The 25,480-nt window shown below is 41.0% G+C and carries 28 protein-coding genes and 1 riboswitch; of the genes, 3 read left to right on the plus strand and 25 right to left on the minus strand.

Features of this window, described 5'->3' with window-relative positions; genetic code table 11:
- Nucleotides 1–11: 11 nt before the first annotated feature.
- The 4 genes from der to ASE42_RS12325 form a co-directional block, all read right to left on the minus strand.
- Nucleotides 12–1,322 carry a ribosome biogenesis GTPase Der gene (der, locus tag ASE42_RS12310; RefSeq protein WP_056767145.1) on the minus strand — a complete coding sequence of 437 codons (1,311 nt, stop codon included), beginning with the start codon at nt 1,320–1,322 and terminating at the stop codon, nt 12–14.
- Nucleotides 1,323–1,481: 159 nt separating this feature from the next.
- Nucleotides 1,482–1,676, minus strand: a complete 195-nt coding sequence (locus ASE42_RS12315) for a capping complex subunit for YIEGIA (protein ID WP_008344527.1) — start codon at nt 1,674–1,676, stop codon at nt 1,482–1,484.
- Nucleotides 1,677–1,682: 6 nt separating this feature from the next.
- A complete protein-coding gene (locus tag ASE42_RS12320) occupies nt 1,683–2,567 on the minus strand; it encodes a YIEGIA family protein (protein ID WP_024422816.1) in 885 nt (294 codons plus the stop codon).
- Nucleotides 2,564–3,106: a hypothetical protein gene (locus ASE42_RS12325; protein WP_056767147.1), complete on the minus strand. Its 543-nt coding sequence runs from the start codon at nt 3,104–3,106 to the stop codon at nt 2,564–2,566. Before ASE42_RS12325 ends, ASE42_RS12320 begins: the two co-directional genes overlap by 4 nt.
- Before the next feature lie 180 nt (nt 3,107–3,286).
- On the opposite strand from ASE42_RS12325, the gene ASE42_RS18715 reads away from it, so the two are divergent.
- The gene (locus tag ASE42_RS18715) at nt 3,287–3,418 is read left to right on the plus strand and encodes a YpzI family protein (RefSeq protein ID WP_073206119.1); all 132 of its coding nucleotides are present in this window, start codon (nt 3,287–3,289) and stop codon (nt 3,416–3,418) included.
- 217 nt (nt 3,419–3,635) lie between these two features.
- On the opposite strand, the gene fni is transcribed toward ASE42_RS18715, so the two are convergent.
- The 17 genes from fni to ASE42_RS12410 all read right to left on the minus strand — a co-directional run bounded on the left by fni (nt 3,636) and on the right by ASE42_RS12410 (nt 19,677).
- Nucleotides 3,636–4,691 carry a type 2 isopentenyl-diphosphate Delta-isomerase gene (fni, locus tag ASE42_RS12330; RefSeq protein WP_056767149.1) on the minus strand — a complete coding sequence of 352 codons (1,056 nt, stop codon included), beginning with the start codon at nt 4,689–4,691 and terminating at the stop codon, nt 3,636–3,638.
- A gap of 14 nt (nt 4,692–4,705) precedes the next feature.
- On the minus strand, nt 4,706–5,857 hold the full coding sequence (rpsA, locus tag ASE42_RS12335; protein WP_056767151.1) for a 30S ribosomal protein S1: 1,152 nt from the start codon (nt 5,855–5,857) through the stop codon (nt 4,706–4,708).
- 223 nt (nt 5,858–6,080) lie between these two features.
- Nucleotides 6,081–6,758: a (d)CMP kinase gene (gene cmk, locus ASE42_RS12340; RefSeq protein WP_056767153.1), complete on the minus strand. Its 678-nt coding sequence runs from the start codon at nt 6,756–6,758 to the stop codon at nt 6,081–6,083.
- Nucleotides 6,759–6,829: 71 nt separating this feature from the next.
- Entirely contained in the window at nt 6,830–7,012 is a 183-nt protein-coding gene (locus ASE42_RS12345) for a DUF5359 family protein (RefSeq protein WP_024422820.1), read from the minus strand.
- A 63-nt stretch (nt 7,013–7,075) separates the two neighbouring features.
- On the minus strand, nt 7,076–7,723 hold the full coding sequence (locus ASE42_RS12350) for a flagellar brake protein (RefSeq protein WP_056767155.1): 648 nt from the start codon (nt 7,721–7,723) through the stop codon (nt 7,076–7,078).
- Nucleotides 7,724–7,825: 102 nt separating this feature from the next.
- Nucleotides 7,826–9,175 carry a germination protein YpeB gene (gene ypeB, locus ASE42_RS12355; RefSeq protein WP_056767156.1) on the minus strand — a complete coding sequence of 450 codons (1,350 nt, stop codon included), beginning with the start codon at nt 9,173–9,175 and terminating at the stop codon, nt 7,826–7,828.
- Nucleotides 9,176–9,191: 16 nt separating this feature from the next.
- A complete protein-coding gene (gene sleB / locus ASE42_RS12360) occupies nt 9,192–10,103 on the minus strand; it encodes a spore cortex-lytic enzyme (RefSeq protein WP_056767158.1) in 912 nt (303 codons plus the stop codon).
- 134 nt (nt 10,104–10,237) lie between these two features.
- Nucleotides 10,238–10,894, minus strand: coding sequence for a glutamic-type intramembrane protease PrsW (prsW, locus tag ASE42_RS12365; RefSeq protein ID WP_024422824.1), 657 nt, complete (start codon nt 10,892–10,894; stop codon nt 10,238–10,240).
- A 155-nt stretch (nt 10,895–11,049) separates the two neighbouring features.
- Nucleotides 11,050–12,021: a YpdA family putative bacillithiol disulfide reductase gene (locus ASE42_RS12370; protein ID WP_056767160.1), complete on the minus strand. Its 972-nt coding sequence runs from the start codon at nt 12,019–12,021 to the stop codon at nt 11,050–11,052.
- Between the two features lie 124 nt (nt 12,022–12,145).
- The gene (locus tag ASE42_RS12375; RefSeq protein WP_007500982.1) at nt 12,146–13,420 is read right to left on the minus strand and encodes a Glu/Leu/Phe/Val family dehydrogenase; all 1,275 of its coding nucleotides are present in this window, start codon (nt 13,418–13,420) and stop codon (nt 12,146–12,148) included.
- A gap of 196 nt (nt 13,421–13,616) precedes the next feature.
- A complete protein-coding gene (locus ASE42_RS12380) occupies nt 13,617–14,195 on the minus strand; it encodes a genetic competence negative regulator (protein ID WP_024428080.1) in 579 nt (192 codons plus the stop codon).
- Nucleotides 14,196–14,360: 165 nt separating this feature from the next.
- On the minus strand, nt 14,361–15,149 hold the full coding sequence (locus ASE42_RS12385; protein ID WP_024428079.1) for a metallophosphoesterase: 789 nt from the start codon (nt 15,147–15,149) through the stop codon (nt 14,361–14,363).
- Nucleotides 15,150–15,235: 86 nt separating this feature from the next.
- A complete protein-coding gene (locus ASE42_RS12390; RefSeq protein WP_024428078.1) occupies nt 15,236–15,691 on the minus strand; it encodes a DUF2663 family protein in 456 nt (151 codons plus the stop codon).
- Nucleotides 15,692–15,755: 64 nt separating this feature from the next.
- Nucleotides 15,756–16,541 carry a LysM peptidoglycan-binding domain-containing protein gene (locus ASE42_RS12395; protein WP_056767162.1) on the minus strand — a complete coding sequence of 262 codons (786 nt, stop codon included), beginning with the start codon at nt 16,539–16,541 and terminating at the stop codon, nt 15,756–15,758.
- Entirely contained in the window at nt 16,486–17,127 is a 642-nt protein-coding gene (locus ASE42_RS12400) for a CPBP family intramembrane glutamic endopeptidase (protein WP_056767166.1), read from the minus strand. The genes ASE42_RS12395 and ASE42_RS12400 overlap by 56 nt, the downstream gene beginning before the upstream one ends.
- The gene (locus ASE42_RS12405) at nt 17,124–18,632 is read right to left on the minus strand and encodes a RecQ family ATP-dependent DNA helicase (protein ID WP_056767169.1); all 1,509 of its coding nucleotides are present in this window, start codon (nt 18,630–18,632) and stop codon (nt 17,124–17,126) included. The genes ASE42_RS12400 and ASE42_RS12405 overlap by 4 nt, the downstream gene beginning before the upstream one ends.
- Nucleotides 18,625–19,677: a helix-turn-helix domain-containing protein gene (locus tag ASE42_RS12410; protein ID WP_056767172.1), complete on the minus strand. Its 1,053-nt coding sequence runs from the start codon at nt 19,675–19,677 to the stop codon at nt 18,625–18,627. Before ASE42_RS12410 ends, ASE42_RS12405 begins: the two co-directional genes overlap by 8 nt.
- A gap of 267 nt (nt 19,678–19,944) precedes the next feature.
- Between ASE42_RS12410 and ASE42_RS12415 the strand changes: the two genes are divergently transcribed.
- The gene (locus ASE42_RS12415) at nt 19,945–20,193 is read left to right on the plus strand and encodes a ferredoxin (RefSeq protein WP_008361239.1); all 249 of its coding nucleotides are present in this window, start codon (nt 19,945–19,947) and stop codon (nt 20,191–20,193) included.
- Nucleotides 20,194–20,227: 34 nt separating this feature from the next.
- Here the strand turns inward: ASE42_RS12415 and ASE42_RS12420 are convergent, their stop codons facing one another.
- Entirely contained in the window at nt 20,228–20,809 is a 582-nt protein-coding gene (locus ASE42_RS12420; RefSeq protein WP_041109656.1) for an ECF transporter S component, read from the minus strand.
- A gap of 144 nt (nt 20,810–20,953) precedes the next feature.
- Nucleotides 20,954–21,084: riboswitch (FMN riboswitch) on the minus strand.
- 287 nt (nt 21,085–21,371) lie between these two features.
- Here ASE42_RS12420 and serA point away from each other — a divergent pair.
- On the plus strand, nt 21,372–22,946 hold the full coding sequence (gene serA / locus ASE42_RS12425) for a phosphoglycerate dehydrogenase (protein WP_024422834.1): 1,575 nt from the start codon (nt 21,372–21,374) through the stop codon (nt 22,944–22,946).
- A gap of 34 nt (nt 22,947–22,980) precedes the next feature.
- Here the strand turns inward: serA and ASE42_RS12430 are convergent, their stop codons facing one another.
- The 3 genes from ASE42_RS12430 to sigX form a co-directional block, all read right to left on the minus strand.
- Nucleotides 22,981–23,628: a M23 family metallopeptidase gene (locus ASE42_RS12430; protein ID WP_056767175.1), complete on the minus strand. Its 648-nt coding sequence runs from the start codon at nt 23,626–23,628 to the stop codon at nt 22,981–22,983.
- A 104-nt stretch (nt 23,629–23,732) separates the two neighbouring features.
- On the minus strand, nt 23,733–24,839 hold the full coding sequence (locus tag ASE42_RS12435; protein ID WP_056767178.1) for a hypothetical protein: 1,107 nt from the start codon (nt 24,837–24,839) through the stop codon (nt 23,733–23,735).
- Nucleotides 24,751–25,359, minus strand: coding sequence for an RNA polymerase sigma factor SigX (gene sigX / locus ASE42_RS12440; RefSeq protein ID WP_024422837.1), 609 nt, complete (start codon nt 25,357–25,359; stop codon nt 24,751–24,753). The genes ASE42_RS12435 and sigX overlap by 89 nt, the downstream gene beginning before the upstream one ends.
- Nucleotides 25,360–25,480: the final 121 nt, after the last annotated feature.

Genomic DNA, 25,480 nt, shown 5'->3' on the forward strand with positions numbered 1-25,480 from the left:
GCTCACCCTTTTTATTTTCTCGCTCTCGCAAATATTTTAATCGGTGTTCCTTCAAAACCAAATGCATCTCGAATGCGGTTTTCTAGGAAACGCTCATAAGAAAAGTGCATAAGCTCTGGATCGTTGACAAACACAACGAAGGAAGGAGGCTTAATGGCCACCTGTGTTGCATAGTAAATCTTTAGGCGCTGTCCGTTATGGGTCGGCGTTGGATTCATCGCCACCGCATCCATGATGATATCATTTAAAATATTGGTTTGAACGCGCATTGCATGGTTTTCGCTTGCTGTGATAATGGACGGCATTAATGTATGAATTCTCTTTTTCGTAAGAGCAGACATAAACAAGACAGCTGCATAATCAAGGAATTGAAAATGCTCGCGGATGTTTTGCTCAAATTCCTTCATCGTACGCTCATCTTTTTCAACAGCATCCCATTTGTTCACAATGATGACAACTGCTTTACCAGCTTCGTGTGCATATCCAGCAATTCGTTTATCCTGCTCAATAATGCCTTCCTCGCCGTCAAGTACAACAGCGACAACGTCAGAGCGGTCAATGGCTTTTAATGCACGAAGTACACTGTATTTCTCTGTTGTTTCATATACTTTCCCTTTTTTCCTCATACCTGCTGTATCAACAATGACAAAGTCACGCTGATTGTACGTAAACATCGTATCGACAGCATCTCTTGTTGTACCAGCGATGTTGCTGACAATGACGCGGTCTTCTCCGAGCATCGCATTCACTAAAGAAGATTTCCCTACATTGGGACGGCCAATTAAGCAGAACTGGACAACTTCTTCATCATATTGCGTATCCGGTAAATTCTTAAAATGTTCTGCCACTGCATCAAGCAGATCACCAAGACCTAATCCGTGTGTTCCAGAAATCGGATACGGCTCGCCAAATCCGAGTGCATAAAAGTCATACACGTCGCTTCTCATTTCAGGGTTGTCCAGTTTATTGACAGCAAGTACAACTGGCTTTTTCGTGCGATATAAAATTTTTGCGACTTCTTCATCCGCAGATGTCACGCCATCTCGGCCATTCACCATAAAGATAATGACATCCGCTTCGTCCATTGCGATTTCTGCCTGATGGCGAATTTGCGCCAAGAATGGCTCATCTCCAATATCAATTCCACCAGTATCTATTAAATTAAAGTCATAATTTAACCATTCAGCAGAGCTATAGATTCGATCTCTTGTTACACCAGGTGTGTCTTCTACAATCGATATTCTTTCGCCTGCGATTCGATTAAAAATTGTAGATTTTCCAACGTTGGGCCTTCCAACAATGGCTACGACAGGTTTACCCATAGTACCCTTCCTTTCAATCCAGCCGCGATTCAATATGTTCATCATCATGTTTCAACCGGGATTTATAATTTTCATTCAGTTTTATGAAATAAACCCTTCAAACATGAAGGGTTCAACTTATATATTATATCAATTTTTAATCAGACCACAATGAATAACTTAAAAATGTTTGACAATCAAGTAAAGATCTTCTCCAATGCCGTGTGCAATTCCATCTAAAATGGCCTCTAAATTCATGGCATACATGTCGAGCTCTTCTTTATTTTCACAGAAAAAAACCGCTGTTCCGCCAATGACCCGCTCTTTATTAGTTGTTGCCACAGCCAATATAAATTGTTCAATGGTGTTCGCCATGCCCTATTACCTCACTTTCTTTTTAATGAAATCTGTCGGCATTCTTATGGCATTTTCTAAAATAGGCACCTCTTCTAATACACGGACAGCCAAATCTTCACGCTGCCATTGCGGTAAAATGAACACACCAAGTGTACCGGTATTCAGATCACGTTTTGCGAGCGGACAGAGCGATGGTTCACCAGAATCGCGGTACACGCCAAGCACGTTCGATAAATCAAATAAAATGGCTTGCCGCTGCCCAAGGTTAGCAATCGTTGTAGCAGAGTTGAAATTTTTCGGCGTCAAAATAAAACCCATCCCATGCTCTAAAATGAGCTTTTGCTTTTCGGGCAGCCCGATATTCATAATGTATATATCATTCACATAAAGCCCTGCCCCATCAAAGCGAAGTTCCCCTTTTTGAATGCTGACGATATCCTTTAATTGACTGCCTGACATTAATAGCTTTGCCATGAAAAAACAAAGAATACCGACTACTGTTCCAACAACAAGCGAGAAGAAAATACAGGCTGTCGTTGTAATAAGTGCAGTGAGAATCGCAATATAATTTCGACTTTCAAAGGCAATGGCAATGCCTTCTATATATGTACTGCCTCGTGAGACAAGCTCATACGAATCCATTTGGGTTAACGTATTTCTTTCCATATTTCGGACATCTCGAAATTGCGTGGCTGCCAAAGTGAGAAAGGTAATCGCTGTAAATTCCTCCTGAATTAGTGCAGGCATAATGATCGCACCTAATCCTGACGCAATAAAACCAAGTGCAATGTGAATCACTTGTCCATGAATATACGTAGGGTATTGCCGGTAATCCGTTCTTAACATGTAAAGTCTGGCCGCCATCCCAAAGATGACACCAATAATCACAGGAAACGTATAATCTGTCATGTTGATTTTGCAGCCCCTTTTACTGATTTTCTTGATGAACGGGCGTTCAAGAGCTTTTCAAACTGATCGACACCTAATAGGAAGACGGCTCCTTGTACAACGAAGGAAAGAAAAGAGAGATCCCCTATGACAATTGATGATGTGAGGCGGTGAATCGTCAGCGCATAAAGGGCTTCGCCGAGACATACTGACATCATCCATAAGGTGATTCTTTCCGTTAACGGCTGTCCATATGTCATACACATTAAGATCAGCAGGGCAAATACGACCCAATCCACCTTTATTATCGTGAACCAAACAGGGTCATATAATGCAAATATCATAAAAAAGGCATACGCGCTCACCATCGAGCCCAATTGCATGATTCTCATCATTCGGTAACTAGGCCTGAATATGACGAAAGCAGCACATGCATATAAAAAAGTCATCAAGAAACCCGCATTGATGCTTATATCTAAAACGGATATCATAACATGACTGAATATAATATGGACAAGTACACAAATGCCCAGCACGCTGCGCCACAAACTTTTTCCCATGATAAATGTCACCATAATCCAAACGAACCATATAGACCAATAATAGTACAAAGCCTCCAACGCCTCATCACCTCAATTACATTATGGGAAAATCTCCAATTTTTAAACATGCGGATCGTTACCGGCTTTGTATGAAATAAACAAGAGGTGACACCCTAATAACCTGAGGAGGGATACATGATGGGAAAAGATAGACAGGAAAAGCGTTTAAAGGCGTCAAGAAGAGTGGAATCTGACCGCGATCAATCCATTCATCATAAGGGTGCAACAGCATTAGAAGGTCCAGAAAGCGCTCGAAAAAGAAATCAATAAAAAAAAGGCATGTGATCATCACATGCCTTAGATTTGTTGACAAAGGGCTAAAATGATGTTTATTTTAGTCCTTTGTCTTCTTTTCAGCGTGATAGAAAACCTTTGCAGCCCTAGGAAGGACGAGTACCGGAGCGGAGCGAATTGTACATTCGTGAGCACCGGCACGCAGGACTGACGCCGAATGCGAGGGTTTGTCTACGCGCTGAGGCATGTGATATCACATGCCTCTCTTACTATAGTACGTTGTGTCAACGCCTCTTTCTTTGAGCCAATGACTTGTTTCCCCCGAGATCACAACTTGAGCCTGTCTCAGTTCTTCAATCGTCTTCACACCAAGCACTGTCATCATCATCTTGATATCTTCTTGAAGTTCCATGATATTTGCGATGAGGCCGCTTTCTCCTCCACTGGTCAATGATTTTAAGAAAAATCCAGCTAGACCAGCAGCAGATGCGCCAAGAGCCATTGATTTGGTTACATCAAGAGCATCTTGAATACCTCCCGAGGCTAAAATCGTTTGATTCGGAAAGGCTGTATGTACTTCAGCAAGACTCGCTGCAGTTGGAATTCCCCATTGATCAAAATAACGAAGTGCTTTTTGGCGGCGGAGATTTTCAATCTTAGAAAAGTTCGTTCCACCAAATCCGCCTACATCAACGGCTGCAACCCCAGCATGGAATAACTTTCCTGCCGTCTCCTTACTCATGCCAAATCCGACTTCTTTTACAACAACAGGCACACCAACAGATTCAACGATAGCTGCAATCCGCTCAAGCGCCCCCCTGAAATCGCGATCGCCTTCAGGCATGACAATCTCTTGGATGACATTCAGATGAATTTGGAGCATATTTGCCTCGAGCATGTTGACTGCTTCTTGAGCTTGCTTCATTGTCGCTTCACTGCCTAAATTCGCAAATACAATTCCATCCGGATTGACTTTACGAACGACTTCATATGTTCGTCTTTCTTCTTTATCTTTCAGTGCAGCCATTTGTGATCCAACTGCTACTGGGATGTTGGTCTCCTTCGCTGCGATCGATAAAGAGCGGTTGATCTCATAGGTGGATTCTCCGCCTCCGCCAGTCATTGCATTGATAAAAATTGGCGAACCGAAAGTCAGTCCGCCAATTGTCGTATGTGTATCAATTTGTGATGTCGCAAGATCTGGTAAACTGGCGTGAACGAAGGAAACATCATCTAAACCTGTTGCTGCATGCTGGCCAGTGGACAACGCATGCTCAATATGCTGCTTCTTTCTTTCTGCTCGCGTCAATTTTGATCACCAAATTATTTTAGTTTATTGAGTTTATCGCCGATCAGGTCACCAAGCTGGAAGCCGCTTGTATTTTCTTCTTTCGCCTGATATTGACGATAATCCTCTTCGATTTGTTTTTCAGGATTTTCTTCTAAATCACGGATGCTTAGTGAAATGCGCTCTTCGTCTTCATTCACATCAAGCACTTTCACTTTCACAGTCTGCCCTTCTTCAAGGACTTCTTGCGGCGTGCCGATATGTTTATGAGAGATTTGGGAAATATGCACAAGCCCTTCTACACCTGGCAGAATTTCAACAAATGCACCAAAGCTCACAAGACGTTGAACGGTTCCTTCAAGCACATCACCTTGTTTTACCTTTTCACCAATTTGGCTCCAAGGTCCTGGTAATGTTTCTTTAATAGATAGTGAGATACGTTCGTTATCACGATCAACAGCAAGTACTTTGACCTTGACTTCCTGTCCTTCTTCTACTACGTCAGATGGCTTTTCAACATGCGCATGGGATAGTTGAGAAATGTGAACTAATCCATCAATGCCGCCAATGTCAACAAATGCACCAAAATCAGTAAGCCTCTGCACTTTACCATCAATCACACTGCCTACTTCAAGCTTTTGCAGGAAGTCTTGCTTTTTGTCTAATTGCTCTTGCTCAACGACTGCACGGTGCGAGAGAATCACGCGATTTTTTTCGCGGTCAAGTTCTACCACGACAAGTGAGAGTGTTTTCCCTTTGTAATCTGTGAAGTCTTCTACATAGTGTGCTTCTACAAGAGATGCAGGAATAAATCCGCGCACACCAATGTCAACGACAAGACCACCTTTTACAACGTCTTTTACTTCAGCTTCAAATACTTCTTTTGTGTCAAACTTTTTCTCTAGGTCTTCCCAAGCGCGGTCTGCATCAACAGCACGTTTAGATAAAATCAAAGCATCGTCTTCGACCTTTGTTACTTTAAGCTCTAACTCGTCGCCATCTTTCACGACATCTGATGCTTTTTCAACGTGAAGACTTGATAATTCACTGATTGGGATGATACCAGGTTGTTTCACATTGACGATATCTACATTGACATGCTTGTCCTCAACTTTAGAAACAATCCCTTTCACTACATCTCCAACCTCTGGTACCTGAACATCGATTTGATTCATTTCCTCTGTCATTTCGATAACCTCCTTGGTCCAAACCTACACAGCTTAGTTAAAACGACTGGGCGAATATGTGTCTTAAGCATGATGATTGCCAGCCGAATATGTATTATAGAAACATTCAAATCAATATAATTGCTTGAATGATCAATAAAAATAGTATTAGTATAAACTTCTAATAAAAGACCTTGTTTGTCAAGAGATAAACCTCTAACTTATAAAAGTTTTCTAAAATTTCTTACTGTTTCTCCACGCGGTCTGCTGCATCTAAAATTTTCACTGCCACCTCTTGAATAGAAAGGGAAGTGGTGTCAATTTCAATGGCGTCATCTGCTTTCTTCAAAGGTGAAACTTCGCGCTCAGAATCAAGCTTATCGCGTCTTGCAATCTCTTCGATCAGCTGATCGTAATTGACATCGTAGCCTTTTTTCTGATTCTCTTCAAAGCGGCGTTTTGCTCTTTCTTCTACTGATGCAAGCAAGAAAATTTTCACTTCAGCATCTGGAAGTACGTGAGTGCCTATGTCTCTTCCGTCCATAACGACGCCGCCTCGTTTGCCAAGCTCTTGCTGCCTGCGGACCATTTCTTCCCGAACAGCTCTGTGCTTTGCAACAACCGATACTTGGTTGCTTACGCGGTCTGTGCGAATATCCTCTGTGACATCCGTATTGTTTAGATGGACTTTTTGACCCTCGTCTGTTGTTACTAGTTCAATGACCGTTTTTTTCAGTAATGAATCAAGTGCCTGTTCGTCTTCAAGATCTACACCTTGATTGAGTGCCGCAAGTGTAATCGCGCGGTACATAGCACCTGTATCAATATAAATATATGATTTTTTGGCTGCGACAATTTTTGCCACAGTGCTTTTGCCTGCTGCTGCAGGACCGTCAATTGCAATAGATAATTTCTTTTTCATAATACCTCTCCTTGATTGAATCTCCCTTATGAATTGTAACACGATCACCGCTCAAACGGGGGAATTTTCTATCAATCCTTCTGCTTAAACGTTTCAATCCATTCTTCAATGCTCATGTTGTTCACACCCTCATACTGCACGACTTTTGACAAAAAAAGTTCTCCTTTCGTCAAATGAAGTGTGATCTGAACAGTGAGCAATAAAACAAGCTGAATGAGCACCACTTTCAATAACCATCTTTCCATTGTCTTCATACAAAAAGCCTCCACGCTAGATTCTTTCCTCTCTAGTATGGAAGCTTTTTACACCCTTTATTCTTATGCTTTTTTCACACGTGTTAAAAGCTGCTGCTGGAAGCAGTATTTCATGATGTGCTGCTGGTGCTCATTTGTGATCTCTGAAAACTCCATGATCGCTCTTTTTTTGCCAGACTGTTCATCTTCATATACTCGATTCATCTCTGCAACCGCTTTTATTTTCACGGGCTCTTTTAGGGGAAGTTCAAACTCTGTGACCACTTCTCCATATTCTTTCAATGACACGCCCTCAGGAACAGAGATTGCTACGCCGCCAGCACTCATATTTACAATAAACGTCTCAAAGGCCTCTTCGTCCGTTTGCATGATAGTAGCTTTGACCATCGTATCCACTCTCAGATATTCTCTTCGCTGAAGGCGAATCATTTCTTCTTTTGGCGGAATGGAAATGACAATCATCGGAATATCTTCTTTTCTTTTTCCGATGACTTCGCTTGTACATTTGTATGGAATTTGGTTTTCGTCAAAAAAGAAGACGGTGATTTCTGTTTGCTGGTTTAAGTAGATGGTGCGTCCCGTTTCTTGATCAGCTGGATAATTAATGCAAATATCATCGTTATTATTTTCCAAAACCTTCGATTTTGCTGTTTTCACTTCTTTGTTCTCATTGACATATTCGATTGTGATTGCATCCCCTATTTGTAACATTCCTCATCACTCTTTTCATCTGTGAAATCGTATCCTCTCCTATATTAAACCATGTCTAAAACAAAAGGAAAAGACTTATTAGCCTTTTCCTCGTTTCCTTTTCTATAGGTCTTTATATATAGGTTCTGCGTTTTTTAGTTTATCTACTCGTTCTTCTTTTCCATTATCTGCATTAATGAACATGCGATACGTATCGTTTTTTATCGTTCCGAGGAACTCATAGCACAGAACTTCCTCTGACATATCATTTTGCACAATCGCTAAATGAGTATCTTCGATCTTTACATGCTGATTTAATGTTTTCTTCGCTTCTTTTTGCGAGATTTTAGGTGCTTTAATGTCGCGTGTTTTATGATTCGTTAAGTAATCCTTCGCTGAAAACCCAACAACCTCACCATCGTCCAATGCGACTTTCATGCGTATACTATCTGGATAAAGCAGAACATTTTTCTGAAGAGGAACATAGGTAAATACACCGATATTATCAAATTGTGCACTTTCATCTAAATGGAACGATTCTGTGTCAAACCCTTGCTTCTTTAGGAAGCTGAGTGCTTTTTCTGATGCCTCATTCAAACTGATTTTCTGTTTTTTCACGTCACGATTCTGAAGAAGGTAGACTGGGTGTCCTCCTTTTTCAGTTAAGTCTAGATAAAAGTTTGCATGGCTGTCTGGATCAGACATCGATAAGCTGTACACGTCGCGATTGGTTTTGCTGCCGCTTTTTCTCACTTTAAAATGTTGATTATGGTCGGGTGTGAATTGCTGTGCAATGCGGATCGCTTCTTTTTTTGAAATCTTATCGCCTTTTAAATGATTGTAGCCTTGTGTTTCTTTTTCTGTGGACACATTTGTAGGCCCAAGATCGACATCTGCAAATGCATCTGCATTTCTCTCGACTGTTTTCAGCCCGTCAATGATGGTGTTGTCGTTCTTTCGATCGCCGTCAGCGAGCGCCATTTCAACATCCATCCATTTTAAGTTTTTATTAAGTACGAGGTGCTGCACTTGTCTAAGTTCGTTTTGGATATCTGACGCTTGATTATATAGAGCTGTAATGGTTTTGTGCGTATCTTTATTTAATGGTTCATCTGATAAAGATTTGACTGATGATTTGTAGCTAAAATCTCCGACATTCGCCAGGAATTCTTCCGTTTTATTAAAAGGCATCAATGTAAGCGGGAGCTGGCTGACATTGTTATGCGCTTCTGATGACATTCTCCATACATCAGCAAGTGCTGGTGAGATGGATGTTTGGCTGTTCATCGCAAGTGTTGCGCCCAGTTTGTCATGCAGCTGATCCACCTGATACGTTAAATCATGGAATGCTCTTTGGTAGTTGTTCTCAGCATGAAGCAGTACGGCGTCTTTTTCTTGATGTTCTTTATAGCCCCAATAACCTGTTGAGATGACAGCAATTCCTAAAATAGCAATCAATATTCCTCTGATCATTTATTTACACCTCTTTTTATTCGCAGAATATATGTTTCCCGATTCGTTTAATTTGTGGTCTTCCCCAAATCCATGGACTTGTTGCTGTATCAGGATTAAAGTAATAGATGGCGCTCTCAGATGGATCCCAGCCATTGATTGCATCAAATACAGCTTTTTTTGCCGTTTCATCTGGCGTCATATAAAATTGCCCATCTGCTACAGCAGTAAACGCAAGCGGTTCAAAAATGACTCCTGCGATCGTATTTGGAAAGGTCGGATTGTTCAAACGGTTTAAGATAACGGCCGCGATGGCCACCTGTCCTTCATACGGCTCACCTCTTGCTTCACTGTACACAGCTTGCGACAAGAGCTGAATGTCATTACTAGAAAAACCACCAGGCATGTTGGCTGCTGTCTGTTTTGGTGTTTGATTTCCCTGCTGGCTGCCTGACTGATTGCCAGACTTCCCAGATGATCCACCTTGACTTTTTTGATTTTCGTTTGTACCTTGGGCTGTCTTTTTTTGCGAGCTTCTTTGCGCAGGAGCCTTTGTTTGCTGATCAAGAGGCTTCCCGCCATAATGGGTAAACTGGTTCCCTTCCTGCAGCTGCTTTTGAACAAACTCTTTGTAGTATTTCGTCTTTTGAACTAATAAGCTTTTTGTTTTCTCACCTACAAGTCCATCGACCTTCTTCATGCCAAATTGGCTTTGAAAGTTGCGAACGGCCCAGTACGTCCCCCAGCCATAGACGCCATCGATTTTGCCATTGTAAAAACCATTGTATTGGAGCCGCGCTTGCAGCTCGACTACATCTTCTCCTGTTGCCCCGCGCTGGATGACTTGGGCGGTGAAGGCTTCACTTTTACTGACTGTCAAAAGTGAAGACGCAAGAAGAACGATTGAGAAGATAAGAACAATTTGTTTCATGAAACGAGCTTTATCCATATTTGATCCTCCTGTACTTTTGATGTTTGAATATATGTTTCTTCCGATCCCTATTTTTATACATTCAACACAGGAGAGAATTGGATGGAAAAGACAAAAAAACGCCCTATAAACAAATAGGACGTTTTCCAAAATTAAATTTGCACCATTTTTACCGCACGGGCTTTTTTTGCTTTCCTTAAACCAAACCACCATAAAAAAATCATGAACGGCACCATGATATATCCCCAGTTTTTCATCCCTAATAGAATGAAATCATACAGGCCGTGAAACAGCACAGGGAGCGTTAAAGAAAGGATCAGCCATTTGCGCTGCTCTTTTTTATCAGAGAAGCGGGCTTTTCCGATATAAAAACCCATCACAACACCAAATAATGCGTGACTTGATACAGGTAATAAAGCACGGGTAAACGCATATTCGACCCCGTGACCGACTAAGTAAAGGATATTTTCAAGTGTTGCAAAACCAAGTGAGACACTCGTTCCATACACAATTCCGTCATAGTGTTCGTCAAACTGGGCATGTGCATAAACGCTGACCATTAAAATAAACCATTTTAATGATTCCTCTAAAAAACCCGACGTCACAAATGAAATCAAGATAGGGTTTGTTGCGATATTTTCCTCTTGAAGGACATATTGAATAAACATGGTTGGAAACACAAGTATGACACCTAGCATAAAAGATCTGATGACCATGTGAACCGGCTCATTGTCGTACTGATCTTTCAAATAAAAATAACTTAAAAGTGCGATGCCGGGAGCTAAACCTGCTGAGATGATTGCGATCATAACCAGACCTCTTTCCCTACATTATCCTTCATTATCGTACCATGATTTACCCTTTTTTTATATGACTCGGGCCCATTTTTCTAAAAATATCTTTCTATATAATCCCAATTTATATAAAAAAGAACCGAACCCCTTTGAAGGATTCAGTTCATTTTTTATCCGTTGATTCTTTTGTTGATTTCTTCTGCAATGAGTCCGCCATGAAATCTTCCATTTTCAATGAAAATTTCATTGGCATTATTTCCAGCAGCAATGACTCCCGCAATGAAAATACCTTCAACATTCGTTTCCATCGTCTGTTCATCAAATGCTGGACGGCCTGATTCTGGATCAATCGTGACACCCATTTTTTCTAAGAAAGAATGATCTGGGTGATAGCCAGTCATAGCAAATACATAGTCACTTTTCACTCGATCCGTTTGATTTTCCTGGTTTGTAAAGATCACATCTTCTTCTGTGATTTCTTTCACCTGCGCACCAAACTCCATTCGAATTGTTCCATTACGGACAAGCGCTTCAAACTCTGGTAGTATCCAAGGCTTGATGCTGGATGAATATTCAGTTCCTCTATACAGCACAGTGACTCTGCTTCCGCATTTCACAAGTTCTAGCGCAGCATCCACACTGGAGTTCTTTCCGCCGATCACCGTCACATCTTTATCAAAATATGGATGTCCTTCTTTAAAATAGTGATATACGTGGGGAAGGTCTTCTCCTTTGACGTTCATATAGTTTGGATGATCATAGTAGCCAGTCGCAATGACGACGTAATCACATGAATAGTTGTCTTTTGATGTATTTACCGTAAAACGGCCATCTTGTTTCGTCACGGCGTTTACTTTTTCAAAAGCATGTACACGCAGTTTTTTTCGTCTGACGACCTCTCGGTAATAAGAAAGTGCCTGAATACGAACGGGCTTACGATTCTCAGTAATAAAAGCGACATCACCGATTTCAAGCTTTTCACTTGTACTAAAAAAGGTTTGATGTGTTGGGTAATGATAAATACTGTTCACGACATTCCCCTTTTCAATCACAAGTGCATCAATCCCAATTTGCTTGAATGCGATAGCAGCTGATAACCCGCATGGGCCGCCTCCTATTATGATCGCTTTTTCTTGTTTCATTTGTTCCACTCCTGTCATTTCACTGCAATAACAATTGCTGGGCTGTTTGATTCTTTGTTCCATTCCATAAAAAAATCTCCTATTTAAGGATAGGAGATTTTAAGGCGCGATGCAAATCAGCCGCTTAAATCCAGCCTCTGAATCGAGAAGCTTCAGCCATTTTACGTACACCGACCATATATGCAGCAAGACGCATATCAATTCGGCGGTTTTGCGCCATTTCATAAATATTATTAAATGATTTCACCATCATATCTTCTAAACGAGTTTCAACTTCTTCTTCAGTCCAGTAAAACCCTTGGTTATTCTGAACCCATTCAAAGTAAGAAACAGTTACACCACCCGCACTCGCAAGCACGTCTGGAACAAGCAGTACACCACGATCTGAAAGAATTTTGGTTCCTTCCAGTGTCGTTGGACCATTTGCTGCTTCTACGACAATTTTGGCTTTAATGTTTGCCGCATTATCTTCTGTGATTTGGTTTTCAATGGCTGCAGGTACTAAGATATCACAATCCAGCTCAAGCAGCTCTTGGTTTGTAATTGTATCGTTAAATAGTTTAGTGACGGTTCCAAAGCTGTCACGTCGGTCAAGCAAGTAGTCAATGTCTAGACCATCTTCATCGTATAATCCGCCGTATGCATCTGAAATCCCTACGATTTTTGCTCCAGCATCATACATGAATTTAGCTAAGTAGCTTCCTGCATTTCCGAATCCCTGTACGACAACACGAGCTCCGTTAATGTCAATTCCTTTTTTCTTCGCCGCTTCTTTGATGCAGATCGTCACACCTTTTGCTGTTGCAGTATCACGTCCGTGTGATCCTCCAAGAACAATTGGTTTTCCTGTAATAAATCCTGGCGAGTTAAATTCATCAATTCTAGAATATTCATCCATCATCCATGCCATAATTTGAGAGTTCGTAAACACGTCTGGTGCTGGAACATCTTTTGTTGGTCCAACGATTTGACTGATGGCGCGAACATAGCCGCGGCTTAGTTTTTCAAGCTCTCTGAATGACATTTCTCTTGGATCACAGATAATACCGCCTTTTCCTCCGCCATAAGGAAGATCCACAATTCCACATTTTAAACTCATCCAAATTGAAAGCGCTTTTACTTCTTTTTCCGTAACGTTCGGGTGGAAACGGATTCCGCCTTTTGTTGGACCGACAGCATCATTGTGCTGTGCACGGTAACCAGTGAAAATTTTCACCGATCCATCGTCCATACGTACTGGAATTTTGACCGTTAATAGACGAATTGGCTCCTTCAGCAATTCATACACTTCCTGCGGATACCCTAATTTGTCAAGCGCTTTATGTATGACGGTTTGAGTTGACTTTAAAACATCTAGCTTATCTTCTGCGTTATGAGCGGCGTTTTGATCGGCTGCCATTAAAATAAACCCCCTAGAAATCTTTCATGATCTACTGCTCCCTTTCAAGCAATAGTATACACCTTCGTACTGGTAAAGCAAAGGTAAAAAGCGTTTTTTATCAAAATAAAATATCAGCGTTTATAAATATAAAAAAGGATATAAAAAAATACTGTTGTTTCATCACAACAGTATTAAATATAATAGAAAAAAGTGATTAAAAATACATTTGAATCGTTTTCACAGCATCTTCTTGCATGATCACTTTTCCATATTCTTTTAGCCGGTGAATGGTGAGTGTCGTAGGTGAACCAAACTCTGCTAAAATCGAAATGACTGTATCAGCAGATAATTCTCCAACATCATCCAGGCTGAGATAATATTGACCTTCATAATGGTAAACTGTACCCCCTAAAAGTCCAATACGACTTAAACTATGGGACAGTTGAATCACATCTTCAAACGAGGCAAATTGATAGAGCACATGCTTACTCTCGTCGAGCTTGACTTGCATCTCAATGTAATCTTCATCAAACTCATCATCAGCATCTTCCTGCTGACTCTTTGTGACAATGACGACCATCCCCTGCGCCTGAAGAGAAAATACTTCAACAGCAATCGGTCCATTCGCTTCAAAACCGAGCTCCTGATTCGCTTCGTTCATCATGTCTTTAAACAGCTGATGGACTTTGAACGAATCTTTCCAAAGGTCTTCTTTCGTAAGACCTCGGTCTGTCAGGTCATCTAGTGTGAGAAAAATTTTGATTTTATTATAATTCAGACGCTCCAGTCGCATAACGTTCCCTCCTGCCTCTTCTAAACACACATCATACTGTAGTATATGAGATGATGAGTCATAGGTTCTTAATTTTGTATTCAGTTTACACTGTGTCAAGACGGAAGACAAGCATGAAGCTATGCTTACGGTGACTTTTATGGAAAATATTGAGGGTGCCGCAAGTTAACGCGTTTTTAGAGGCATTAAATAGATCAGATGGGTTTCTGGTTCTGCTCCGAGACGCATGGGAATTTTTGTGGTCCCGTAGCCATTACTAATGAGAAAGAACGCACCTTTGACCTGGCCTGTTCTTCCTTTTTCATATGGACCAAATTTCCCAATTCGGATCTGTCCCCCATGCGTATGACCGCTCAGGACAAGGTCGATTCCCTCTTCTTCACTCATCAAATGATGCACATCTGGATTGTGTGATAAGAGAATATTGACATCATCTTTTACAAACTCAGGCCGTATGGCTTCATAATCTGCTTTTTCAAGCCGAATATCATCAATTCCTCCGATTTTGATTCGCTGGCCTTCGAAATTCCATACAGCCGTTTCATTTTGCAAAGTCGTGACATCGTATGCATGAAGAATTTCTTTAAACCTTTGCTGGTGCAGCTCATGATCATTATTTCCCCAAACAAAATAAACCGGCGCAATTCTTGATAAACGTTTCACATTTTCTTCAATCCTTGCGTAGGGCACACCTTTTTCTGCTAAATCTCCGCCAATCATAATCACATCTGGCTCTTCCTGTCTGATTTCTGCTAATAAAGTGTCACTGATGAGACGTCTGTGTGTATCAGAAATAAAGAAAATGACAGCAGGCCGGTCTGATTGAAGTGTTTCTATTGTAAAATAATGCTTTTTGATGTTGTTTTGTTTTGCCGTTTTCACCATTTTTGCCGTTACACACACACCTGTTGTAACAGCCGCAATGGCGGCAGTAAATCCGATGGCATATTTCATCACAAATGGCTCCCTTACGTATCTTTCTTTCATAAGACGCTTGAAAGAAAAAAGACGTTTCAACTGTTAAACGTCTTTTTTCTCATTTATTTACTTTCATAATAGAGATTAATGTCATACTGCTTCTGCATATAGTGAAAAACCGTCTCGCGCTCTTTCCACTGATTTGACTGCGGCCATAAATCTGTGCTTTTTTGTATAATTTCACATCTAAGCCGATGATATTCATCCTCAGCCTTTTCTTCTTTTTTCTTATAGTAATAAGATGCGTAAAAAGCAAAGACCTCGGCCATGGTCCAAAACAGAAATACTTCATGACCAAGCAGTGTGGCAATCATGGCTTCCGGCTGAAGCGAGCCGCCTCCCGCATTTGCCGTGATCACAAAATAAAACAAAAGAATGGCCAGCGATAGAAGGGCTGTCCATTGCCATCTTCTGCACTGCTTGGCAAAACCCTCATATTTATGCTTTCTTTTGATCAATGTTTCCATCATCTTCTGTGTCGGCTGATCCATATATCGGCTGATTGCGTGTAATGTCATCACATACACCCTGTCCCTTTTTTCTACATATGTATGTGCGTGCTTCTCCATTCATGTCAGGTGATTAGTTTTCTAGTGGAATATTCAGCACTTGACCACTGTATACGCTGTTACCTTTTAAGTGATTATAGGCTCTAATTTTCTCTTCACCCGAACGGTTTTTGTAATACTTCATTGAAATTCGATACAGGTTTTCCTCTGGACCAACAGTGTGCTGCACAACACGGACTGGCTTTTCTTCCTGCCTCTTTTTCTCTTCGGCTTCTTTTCTTTTTTTCTCTTCCTGTTGCTTTTGCAAGGCTAGCTGCTGCTGTTCACGCTTTTTGGCAGCTTCAGCTCTCTCGCGTTCTTTTTCTTTCGCTGCTTGTTCACGCTCTTCTTTTTCTTTAGCAGCTTTTTCTTTTTTCTTCTGTTCAGCTTTTTCTTTCGATCGCTGTTTTTCTTCCTCTTTCTTTTGCTTCTCATCATCAGACGCATCTGCTTTATCAGCGCTTGAGTCATTTTTTGTTTCGGCAAGTGCTGACGGGACTGGGTCTGTGTCAGCACTTGATGTAGAATCAATATTATATACATCTTGATTATTATTATGGTTGATTTCCTTTGATGTGTAGTAAATCAAAAGGAAGAACACCGTGACGACAATAATAGGAAAGATAATAGCCAGTGTTGTAAACAATGGATTGCGCACCTTTTTCGTGCGCTGCTTTTTATATTCATGGAAATCTTCTCGTGTAGGAAAGTGAGAGTCATCTGAAGGCTCAACTTCTTCTTCAAAAATCTTCTCAACATCATCGTCATGGATGTTGGTCAGCTGCTCCTTCTTTCTCTTCATTCTCGACATTTCTTCCATGTTCATCCCTCCCCCTATATTTCAAACGAATTTGACAAGCAAAGACTAAGTCAATGACAAAATGGGTCATGACAGGAACAAATAAATTCCCCGTCCACTCGTATAAAAGTCCTAAAAAAATACTAATAGAAACCACAAGGATAAACAAGAGTATTTTTGATAAGTAGCGAAAGTGAAGGAGCGCAAACACAATACTGGCAATTTCCAGTCCAAATTGCTGTTGGACGATCCCTCGGAATAGAATTTCCTCTGAAAAGGCGATGAGCAGTGTTAACCAAACAATATGCGGGATGCTGCGGTTTTTGAACATTTTTTCATTTAATCCGCCATCATCATACATATGAGCAGGAAACACCTTCATGACAATCGCATCCACAATGATCACAACCGCAGCGCCGCCAATTCCATAAGTCAGTATCCGCGCATCTTGGATCTCCCAAAGAGATGTGAAATCTGTCCAATGATCAAACATAAATATACCTAGTAAAAAGGAAATGACCAGCATCAGCAGCTGCGTGAAATACAGCTGTTCTACTACTTGTCGATCGGTTAATTTTTCGATGATCCGGCGATGTTGTTCAATCAATGCTGCGCCTCTTTTGTCAGATGAAACATACGATTCAGCACGGTCTTCCAGTGTTTCATTTCATTCAGCTCCAATGGTTGATCTTTTTTTTCATAATCAGACAGGTCAAGTCCGCAAGAAGAGCAGCAGCTGCCAGAGGATGCGCTCTCTGTTTGATCAAGCTGTTCGTAAAAGTATGATAACAGAGATTGTCTAAAGCAGCCATGATCTGTGATCCGCTCCTTAAATTGCCACACTTTTCTCAGTTTTTCTGTTTGTCTGTCCTGCAATTTCTCTTTCAGTTTCATCAGGAGCACACGCGGCTCGTCAGACTGATACATCCTGTAATAATGGATCAGCATTCTTGCACGTGTCTCCTGAAGCCCTGATTCCATCAATTGTTCACGTAATTTCTTTTCATCATTTGTCTGCATTTGTATCAGCCTTGCTAAGAAGAAATCAATTTCTGGCTCATCAAAGCCCTCTGCTTGTATTAAATGCTGTTGAATGTCCGCATCCTCTTCTGTATATAAAAGAATGCTGACACTCTTTTTCCCGTCCCGACCTGCTCTTCCAATTTCCTGCATAAATGCTTCAATTGACTGCGGCGGGCTCATATGAATAACAAATCGTATATCGGCTTTATCAATTCCCATTCCAAAAGCACTTGTACAACAAATAAGATCAAGCTGTCCGCTGATAAATTGCTGCTGAATAAGCATACGGTCTCCTGCATCCATCCCGCCATGGTAATACTCTACACGCTGATGGGTTTTTTGTTTCATAATGAGCGCCATATCTTCTGTCATTTGCCGGGTTGGACAATAAATCAGACCGGGGCCTTGCAGATATTCAACAAGCTCAATAGCCCGTTTTTCTTTTGCTTCTTTCGTTTCGTGCGCTTCTTTGACTAATGCGATGTTTGGCCGGTTGACAGAATGGATATGAAAGTCTGGATGCTGCAATCTTAACGTTTGTACGGTATCTTTTAGCGTTTGTTTTGTTGCAGTTGCCGTCAGTGCTAAGGCGACAGGATGACCTAACGCTTCTCTCCATTCTCCCAGCTTGGAATATTCCGGACGGAAATCATGCCCCCATTCGGATATACAATGGGCTTCATCGACGACGAACAGACCAATATGCATCGATTTGAGCTGTTCTAGCAGCACCTCTGACATTAATGCCTCAGGGGCGACGAATAAAAATTTATATGATGGCAAATGCCGAATGATATGTCGTCTCTCCTGAAAAGACAATGTGCTGTTCAGTGCCGCCACTCGTTTTTCTCCGCGCATTTTCATTCGTTCGACTTGATCCTCCATAAGCGATAACAGCGGCGAAATTATGAGAACTAATCCATCTGCCATATAGCCGGGAATTTGATAGCAGATGGATTTCCCGCCGCCAGTAGGCAGCATGGCCACCGTATCCTTTTGATTCAGTACACTTTGAATAATGTCCTCTTGACCCGTTTTAAATGAGTCGTAACCAAAATATCGCATGAGCGTCTGATGAAGCTTATCCATTTGCTTTCACCATCCTTGTCAGAGCCAATCGTATTTGAAAATAAGTAAATGGATGTTCGAGTTTTTCTTTAATCAGCTTCATCTTATTTGTTTGAAGCTCTCTGGCTACTGCATGAATGGCCTGCTGCTGTTCTTCGCTCACATACGGCTCTATTGAGAAGCTCGGTTCATGTATGGAAAGCTCGACAATATGGTCTTCGATCGTTGCCTTTTTTAAAGAGCGAATGTGAGCAATTTGATCAATATCAAATCCTTTTTGCACAAGCTCGAGCGTTTTGTGCGTAGAGGTTGTCAGCACGCGTTTGAATTCAAGGTCACCTACGAGCTTTTGCATGAGCTGCGCCTCACCTTTTTGGGCAGCATGAATAAAATAATGGAGGACATTCCAAAAAAGCAGGTACACATACCACACATCTTCTTTTAGCCACTCTGCCATTTGCTGATACGTACGCCCAATTCTTTCATTTGAGGTCAATGAATAAACAAATATCAGCGCCTCTTGATCACTTATACGGCTAAGGAGCTTTTCGAGTTCATGATGCAGCTCTTCCGAAAGCATATTCTTCTCGTGATGCTGTTTTAAGAAGGATTTCGTCCAGCTTTGTACAGATACATCTCTTTGTATTGGGACATATTGATGCGATCCAGCCAGATGGTGAGACAGCACTTGTACAAGTAACGAGAGCCTCATCCATAACACCTTTGCTTTATCATGATATTTGGCACCATGAAAATAAGCGGGCATCGGTTTTTCTGAGAAATACTGGTTTAGCATTTGCTGTCCTGCATCTGTAACAATGAATGTCTCCCCTGTTTTTTTGATGTAGTGCTTTTCGTCAAGCTTTATAGTAGAGCGATTCAGCTGATCCCTCGTAAACCCCGGGTAACAGCCGAAATACTTTGAAAGCTGAAACAAACTGGCATCCTGTATGGTTTGTGATGATTTTTTTCCTTTAAAAAGATGGTAGACAGCACTTATGGAGCGTTCGCCGTTCAATTTATATACGCTGTCCATTAACATGACATCCAAGTAATGAAGAGTCATTCGCCAAAGCACCTGTCTTCCTGACAAAATTCGAATATTTTCTCCCTTTATTTTAACAGATTTCATAGAAGAAGAAATGTTTAAACTCAATTTGTGGGGGAAAGTTATGAACAAACCCTTATGTGATAAGCATTCTCAATCACTTTACAGTTGAAATGTGAAATTAAAATCATTACAATAAGGTTTGAGGAAATTGTTTTTTATCGGTGAAACTAAAAAGGTTAGACCATTTGTTCCATCGAACAATCTGGGAGGTATTTTTTTAACATGGCAAAATATACAATTGTAGACAAAGACACATGTATTGCTTGCGGCGCATGCGGTGCAGCTGCTCCAGACATTTATGATTATGATGATGAAGGCATTGCATTTGTTACGCTTGATGACAACCAAGGGACTGTAGAAGTTCCAGAAGTACTTGAAGAAGATATGCTTGATGCATTTGAAGGATGTCCAACAGATTCTATCAAAGTTGCGGACGAATCTTTCGATGGTGACCCGCTTAAGCATGAATAGTATAAAAGCCCCTTATGCAGGGGCTTTTTTTATATTAACTATTTTGAAGTCGGCGTTTATTTTCAAACCATGGACGCATTTTCACAAAAATGAGGCTAAACACGATGGTAATGATGATTCCTTTAATAAAGTTAAATGGTAAGATCCCTGCTGTAATGGTCGTCTTGAGCGCATGATCAGATAGTTCTGGCGCGTTTAAGAACCATGTGTAAGCTGGCAGGAATAAGAAGTAATTTAAAATACTCATCATCACAGTCATAAGCAATGTACCCGCGATCATAGACCATGCCATCCCTTTTGCTGATTTGATTTTTTTAAACATAAAGGCGACTGGCAAGATAAATAGTGTGCCTGCAATGAAGTTCGCGACTTGCCCAACTGGAACGCCGGACATACTGCCTTGAATGAGGTAATGCAGTACATTTTTTAATGCCTCAACTGCAATCCCTGCACCCGGTCCATAAATTAAAATTGCAATAATTGCCGGGATATCACTAAAATCAATTTTCAAATACGCTGGAAGACCCGGGAAAGGAAAATCCAATAAAATTAACACAAACGAAATACTGCTGAGCATACTGGTAACAACTAAACGCTTTACTTTACTTTGATTCAATATTCTCTCTCCTTTTCGATCAAATCTTTCGAAAAGAGGATTGTTCCATTTTAGCCACAAAAAAACCGCCCTTGAAAACAGGAGCGGGGAAATTGGGCTAGACAAATAAACGTGTGAACATCAATGTTTTCAACGTTTATGAACCTCCATCTTCTCCCATCCAGACTATACTGTCGGCTTCGGAATCACACCGAATCCTGCCAAAAAGGCTCGCGGGCTTAGAGACTATGCTCATCACCGCCGGTAGGGAATTGCACCCTGCCCCGAAGATTGATCATTATTCAATTCGACATCATTATATATGATATATGAGCATTTGTACAGATAAAAATCCTGAGCAAATTCATCAGTTTTAAGAAATCGTAAAAAACACAAAAATTCTAATGACAAATGCGCAAAAATTGGTTATCTTTTGTTTAAAGGTGTTCATTCTTTATAAAGACACAAAGAAATGTTCGTGTTTTCTTTTTCACTTTACTGCTTTAATTTGATTGACACAGTGAAAAGGAATATGGTAAATTATCAGATATTTATGACGTTTATTTTAGGAGGAAATCTAACGATGTTTCGAGTATTAGTCTCAGATAAGATGAGCAATGATGGTCTTCTACCACTTTTAGAATCAGATTTTGTTGAAATTGTCCAAAAAAATGTAGCAGAAGCAGAAGATGAATTACACACGTTTGATGCCTTACTTGTCAGAAGTGCCACAAAAGTAACAAAAGAGCTTTATGAAAAAATGACTTCATTAAAAATTGTCGGCCGTGCCGGTGTCGGAGTAGACAATATTGACATTGATGAAGCGACCAAGCATGGCGTCATTGTAATCAATGCACCAAACGGTAATACGATCTCGACAGCTGAGCATACGTTCGCTATGATTTCATCACTTATGCGTCATATTCCGCAGGCCAATATTTCTGTCAAATCAAAAGAATGGAACAGAGGTGCATATGTTGGTGCTGAGCTTTACGGAAAATCTCTTGGGATTGTCGGTTTAGGCAGAATCGGAAGTGAAATCGCCCAGCGTGCAAGAGCATTTGGCATGACAGTCAACGTGTTTGACCCATTTCTCACAAAAGAACGTGCAGAAAAAATTGGCGTCAATGCGAAATCACTTGATGAAGTACTCGAAGTATCAGATATTATTACTGTACATACGCCATTAACAAAAGAAACAAGAGGACTTCTCAATAAAGAAACGATTGCAAAAACGAAAAAAGGTGTTCGCCTTGTAAACTGTGCGCGCGGCGGCATTATTGACGAAGCTGACCTTCTTGAGGCACTTGAAAGCGGCCATGTCGCAGGAGCTGCACTCGATGTATTCGAGGTAGAACCTCCAACTGATAATCCGCTTGTGGATCATCCACACGTCATTGCAACTCCGCATCTTGGTGCCTCTACAAAAGAAGCACAATTAAATGTAGCGGCGCAAGTATCTGAAGAAGTCCTTCAATTTGCAAAAGGCCTTCCTGTCATGTCATCTATTAATCTACCAGCGATGACAAAAGACGAGTTCAAAAAGATTCAGCCTTATCATCAATTTGCAGGAAAACTTGGACGTCTTGTCTCTCAATCCATGAGAGAACCTGTAAAAGAAGTAGGCATTTCTTATGAAGGCTCTATTTCAAAACTCGAAACATCATTTATCACAAAGAGTCTCCTGTCAGGCTTTTTAAAAGAGCGTGTTGATTCGACTGTGAATGAAGTAAATGCTGGAATGGTCGCAAAAGAACGAGGCATTAGCTTTAGTGAAAAAATTTCTTCCAGCGAATCTGGTTACGAGAACAGTATTTCTATTGAAGTCAAAGGTGATCTTTCAACCTTTACTCTTAAAGCGACTTACATTCCGCATTTAGGGGAACGCGTAGTTTCTATTAATGGCTTTAATATTGATTTTTACCCAGATGGACACCTTGTCTACATCCAGCATACAGATGCACCTGGTGTGATTGGAAAGGTTGGACAGATTTTAGGCGACCATGATGTCAACATCGCAACAATGCAGGTGGGACGGAAAGAAAAAGGCGGCGAAGCCATTATGATGCTTTCTTTCGACAAGCATCTAGAGGACGAAATTGTGAAAAAATTAACTGAAGTGCAGGATATTCTTTCTGTCCGCCTGATTGACTTATAAAAAACAGTGATAAACCTCATGCTTTGCATGAGGTTTATTTTGTTGAAACCATTAAACGGTCTCCTGTTCGAATGAGGTGAGTGGTCAGCTCATTGATCTTTTTCAATTGTTCCACAGTCATTTCATGCGCCTTTGCTATCGACCAAAGGGTATCCCCTTGTTTAATGACATATGTATTTTTTTCATGTCCATTTACATGAAGAGCCGGCTCTCGGAAGCGTTCCACAGCAATCATTTTGAGCGGATCTATCGCATCCTCTTTGCTCACTGACCAATTGCCACGATGTACTTCAAAATGCAAATGTGTGCCTCTGGAGGCCCCTGTGTTGCCAATTATACCAATCGGCTGTCCCGCTTGTACATGGTCACCCTTTTTCACAAAACGCTCGTGTAAATGAGCATAGACAGTTTCGTATCCGTTTGGATGCTGAATAAATACAACTTCTCCATATGTAGCCGATACATACGAACGCGTGACCACACCTTCACTTGCAGCAAAAATGGATTCTCCTTCTGGCGCAGCTATATCTAATCCCTTATGCGAGCCGCCCCTTGTCCCAAACAAGTCAGTGACTTCTCCTTTCACTGGTTCCACCCATTCGGTTGCCTTCTGTGCATGGGCAAATGGCGCTAAGATCAAGAGCAAAAAACAGCTGGCACCTATGAAGCAATACCTTTTCATCAGTGACTCCCCTTCTTTGAGGTTCTTTTCATGACAGCTTAGTATACAGCAAGAAGACCATTTTCTATACATCAAAAAAGAACGCAATGAAATGCTTGCGTCCTTTAACGTTCTTTGATGACAACTGGATTCGGCAGAGCCGGCACCTCTATTGGTTCATTTAATTCATATGGTCCTACTTGATCTGTTCCTGCATATTGAATGGTGACATCTGTAAAACCAAAATCTTTCGCTGTGAGCAGCAGACCTTCAATGAGTAGAGTATGATCAATTGAGTCCGATAATTGCGCTGATGCTCCAAACGTGATGGTTACATGCTTACCTTTTGATGTCACTTCTTTAATGGGTTCTTCTTTAATTAATGGTTCAAGTCCAGAATCACTCGTGCGTTTCATGGCCTCTACCGCATCTTCATAAGTAGAATAATGTGTTTTTGAGGGCACCAAAAAAGTCCCGCTCTTATTTTCTAACACGTAATAAGCTTTCTTCGTTTGTTTATCAATTGATATCGTGCCAAAGCTGCTAGTCCCTAATTGAAGATGAGAACCTTTAACTGACCTGACCTCCACTTGTTTATACCTGCTCCATTTGAGCGTTTCTTTTACCATATCTTTAAATCGATTGGCTTCCTTTATCGTATCAAGGGACAAATCATTTTTTAACTGAAAAACAAGTGTATTCCCATTTTCACGAAGGTCCACCATCTCAAGATAAGATTGAAGAGGCTTTGTCATTTCAGGCAGCTGCACCTGTTCATATGTGTTCATCATTTCCTGCAAATGGCCATGTTCATTCTCTTTTTCAATACTTATGGGAACCACTTGAGATGTCGATTCATCTATGTATGCAACCGTCATATACTTTTGCTTGTCTTCATGAGAAACAACGTGTGTGGTACCATTTGCCTGTTTGACCGGCTCTAATGTGGCATTTGCCTGTCCTTTGTCAGCACTTGATTCCATTTTCATCTGTTGATGCTGTTCTTGAACAGCCGGCTGAAATAAATGAGGAGAAATTAAAAACGCCATAAATAAAACCACAACGGTTGCCACCGCTGGACCGATCCATTTGACACTTTTCTTTTTCTTCCCGCTTGCCATCAGCACCTGCTGGTATATCTGCTTAGATGAACGGTTGTCCTCCACCTTTGGAAGCTGACTTAGTAACACCTTGATTCGTTCTTCGCTCCAATCGGACCTGTTCGTTTTCATTCACTAGCTCCTCCTTCAAAAGCTCCATATGTTTTCGGAGCACTTTCAGGCCTCGGTGCTGCGTTGTTTTGACTTTGCTTTCCGAGAACTTTAGCGCCTTTGCCGTCTCCATGATTGAGTAGCCCTGGATAAACCTTAAAATGATGACAGCTCTTTGATCAATCGTGCAGTGATCAAGCGCGGCATAAATTTCTTTAGTATTTTCATCCTGTACAGCCAGTTCGTCTGGGAGCAAGTCTGGGTCTTTTACATCCTGCTTATCCCAATCAAACGTGCCGAGTACCCGTTGTCTAATGGTTTGCTGCTTGCGAAACCAGTCAATCGCCACATGCCTTGCAATTGAAAACAGCCATGTTTTCTCGCTGCTTCTTCCTTCAAAAGTTTTATATGAGTGAAGTACCCGAATGTAAACCTCCTGTACGAGATCCTCTGCCTGATTTTTATCTTTAACCATGTAAAATAAAAACTGGTACAAATCTTGATGGTACGAATCATATATTTTTTGAAAGGTTTCATGCATAGGAAACCCCTCCGTTCACTTATTTTTGTCGAGTGACTCTTATAAAACGTTACATTACAACTTTATGACAAATATATTACAAGTTCGACAGTTTGGAAAGGGCTTTTTGTTTAACTTCTCC

Origin of the sequence: Bacillus sp. Root920, from assembly GCF_001429445.1 — a bacterium.
GTDB lineage: Bacteria > Bacillota > Bacilli > Bacillales > Bacillaceae > Bacillus > Bacillus safensis.

Excerpts from the sequence above, each read along its gene's own strand:
- der (WP_056767145.1), bottom strand. The coding sequence starts at position 1,322 with ATGGGTAAACCTGTCGTAGCCATTGTTGGAAGGCCCAACGTTGGAAAA.
- ASE42_RS12315 (WP_008344527.1), bottom strand. The coding sequence starts at position 1,676 with ATGGCGAACACCATTGAACAATTTATATTGGCTGTGGCAACAACTAAT.
- ASE42_RS12320 (WP_024422816.1), bottom strand. The coding sequence starts at position 2,567 with ATGACAGATTATACGTTTCCTGTGATTATTGGTGTCATCTTTGGGATG.
- ASE42_RS12325 (WP_056767147.1), bottom strand. The coding sequence starts at position 3,106 with ATGGGAAAAAGTTTGTGGCGCAGCGTGCTGGGCATTTGTGTACTTGTC.
- ASE42_RS18715 (WP_073206119.1), top strand. The coding sequence starts at position 3,287 with ATGGGAAAAGATAGACAGGAAAAGCGTTTAAAGGCGTCAAGAAGAGTG.
- rpsA (WP_056767151.1), bottom strand. The coding sequence starts at position 5,857 with ATGACAGAGGAAATGAATCAAATCGATGTTCAGGTACCAGAGGTTGGA.
- cmk (WP_056767153.1), bottom strand. The coding sequence starts at position 6,758 with ATGAAAAAGAAATTATCTATTGCAATTGACGGTCCTGCAGCAGCAGGC.
- ASE42_RS12345 (WP_024422820.1), bottom strand. The coding sequence starts at position 7,012 with ATGAAGACAATGGAAAGATGGTTATTGAAAGTGGTGCTCATTCAGCTT.
- ASE42_RS12350 (WP_056767155.1), bottom strand. The coding sequence starts at position 7,723 with ATGTTACAAATAGGGGATGCAATCACAATCGAATATGTCAATGAGAAC.
- ypeB (WP_056767156.1), bottom strand. The coding sequence starts at position 9,175 with ATGATCAGAGGAATATTGATTGCTATTTTAGGAATTGCTGTCATCTCA.
- sleB (WP_056767158.1), bottom strand. The coding sequence starts at position 10,103 with ATGGATAAAGCTCGTTTCATGAAACAAATTGTTCTTATCTTCTCAATC.
- prsW (WP_024422824.1), bottom strand. The coding sequence starts at position 10,894 with ATGATCGCAATCATCTCAGCAGGTTTAGCTCCCGGCATCGCACTTTTA.
- ASE42_RS12370 (WP_056767160.1), bottom strand. The coding sequence starts at position 12,021 with ATGAAACAAGAAAAAGCGATCATAATAGGAGGCGGCCCATGCGGGTTA.
- ASE42_RS12375 (WP_007500982.1), bottom strand. The coding sequence starts at position 13,420 with ATGGCAGCCGATCAAAACGCCGCTCATAACGCAGAAGATAAGCTAGAT.
- ASE42_RS12380 (WP_024428080.1), bottom strand. The coding sequence starts at position 14,195 with ATGCGACTGGAGCGTCTGAATTATAATAAAATCAAAATTTTTCTCACA.
- ASE42_RS12385 (WP_024428079.1), bottom strand. The coding sequence starts at position 15,149 with ATGAAATATGCCATCGGATTTACTGCCGCCATTGCGGCTGTTACAACA.
- ASE42_RS12390 (WP_024428078.1), bottom strand. The coding sequence starts at position 15,691 with ATGACATTACACGCAATCAGCCGATATATGGATCAGCCGACACAGAAG.
- ASE42_RS12395 (WP_056767162.1), bottom strand. The coding sequence starts at position 16,541 with ATGGAAGAAATGTCGAGAATGAAGAGAAAGAAGGAGCAGCTGACCAAC.
- ASE42_RS12405 (WP_056767169.1), bottom strand. The coding sequence starts at position 18,632 with ATGGATAAGCTTCATCAGACGCTCATGCGATATTTTGGTTACGACTCA.
- ASE42_RS12410 (WP_056767172.1), bottom strand. The coding sequence starts at position 19,677 with ATGACTCTTCATTACTTGGATGTCATGTTAATGGACAGCGTATATAAA.
- ASE42_RS12415 (WP_008361239.1), top strand. The coding sequence starts at position 19,945 with ATGGCAAAATATACAATTGTAGACAAAGACACATGTATTGCTTGCGGC.
- serA (WP_024422834.1), top strand. The coding sequence starts at position 21,372 with ATGTTTCGAGTATTAGTCTCAGATAAGATGAGCAATGATGGTCTTCTA.
- ASE42_RS12430 (WP_056767175.1), bottom strand. The coding sequence starts at position 23,628 with ATGAAAAGGTATTGCTTCATAGGTGCCAGCTGTTTTTTGCTCTTGATC.
- ASE42_RS12435 (WP_056767178.1), bottom strand. The coding sequence starts at position 24,839 with ATGAAAACGAACAGGTCCGATTGGAGCGAAGAACGAATCAAGGTGTTA.
- sigX (WP_024422837.1), bottom strand. The coding sequence starts at position 25,359 with ATGCATGAAACCTTTCAAAAAATATATGATTCGTACCATCAAGATTTG.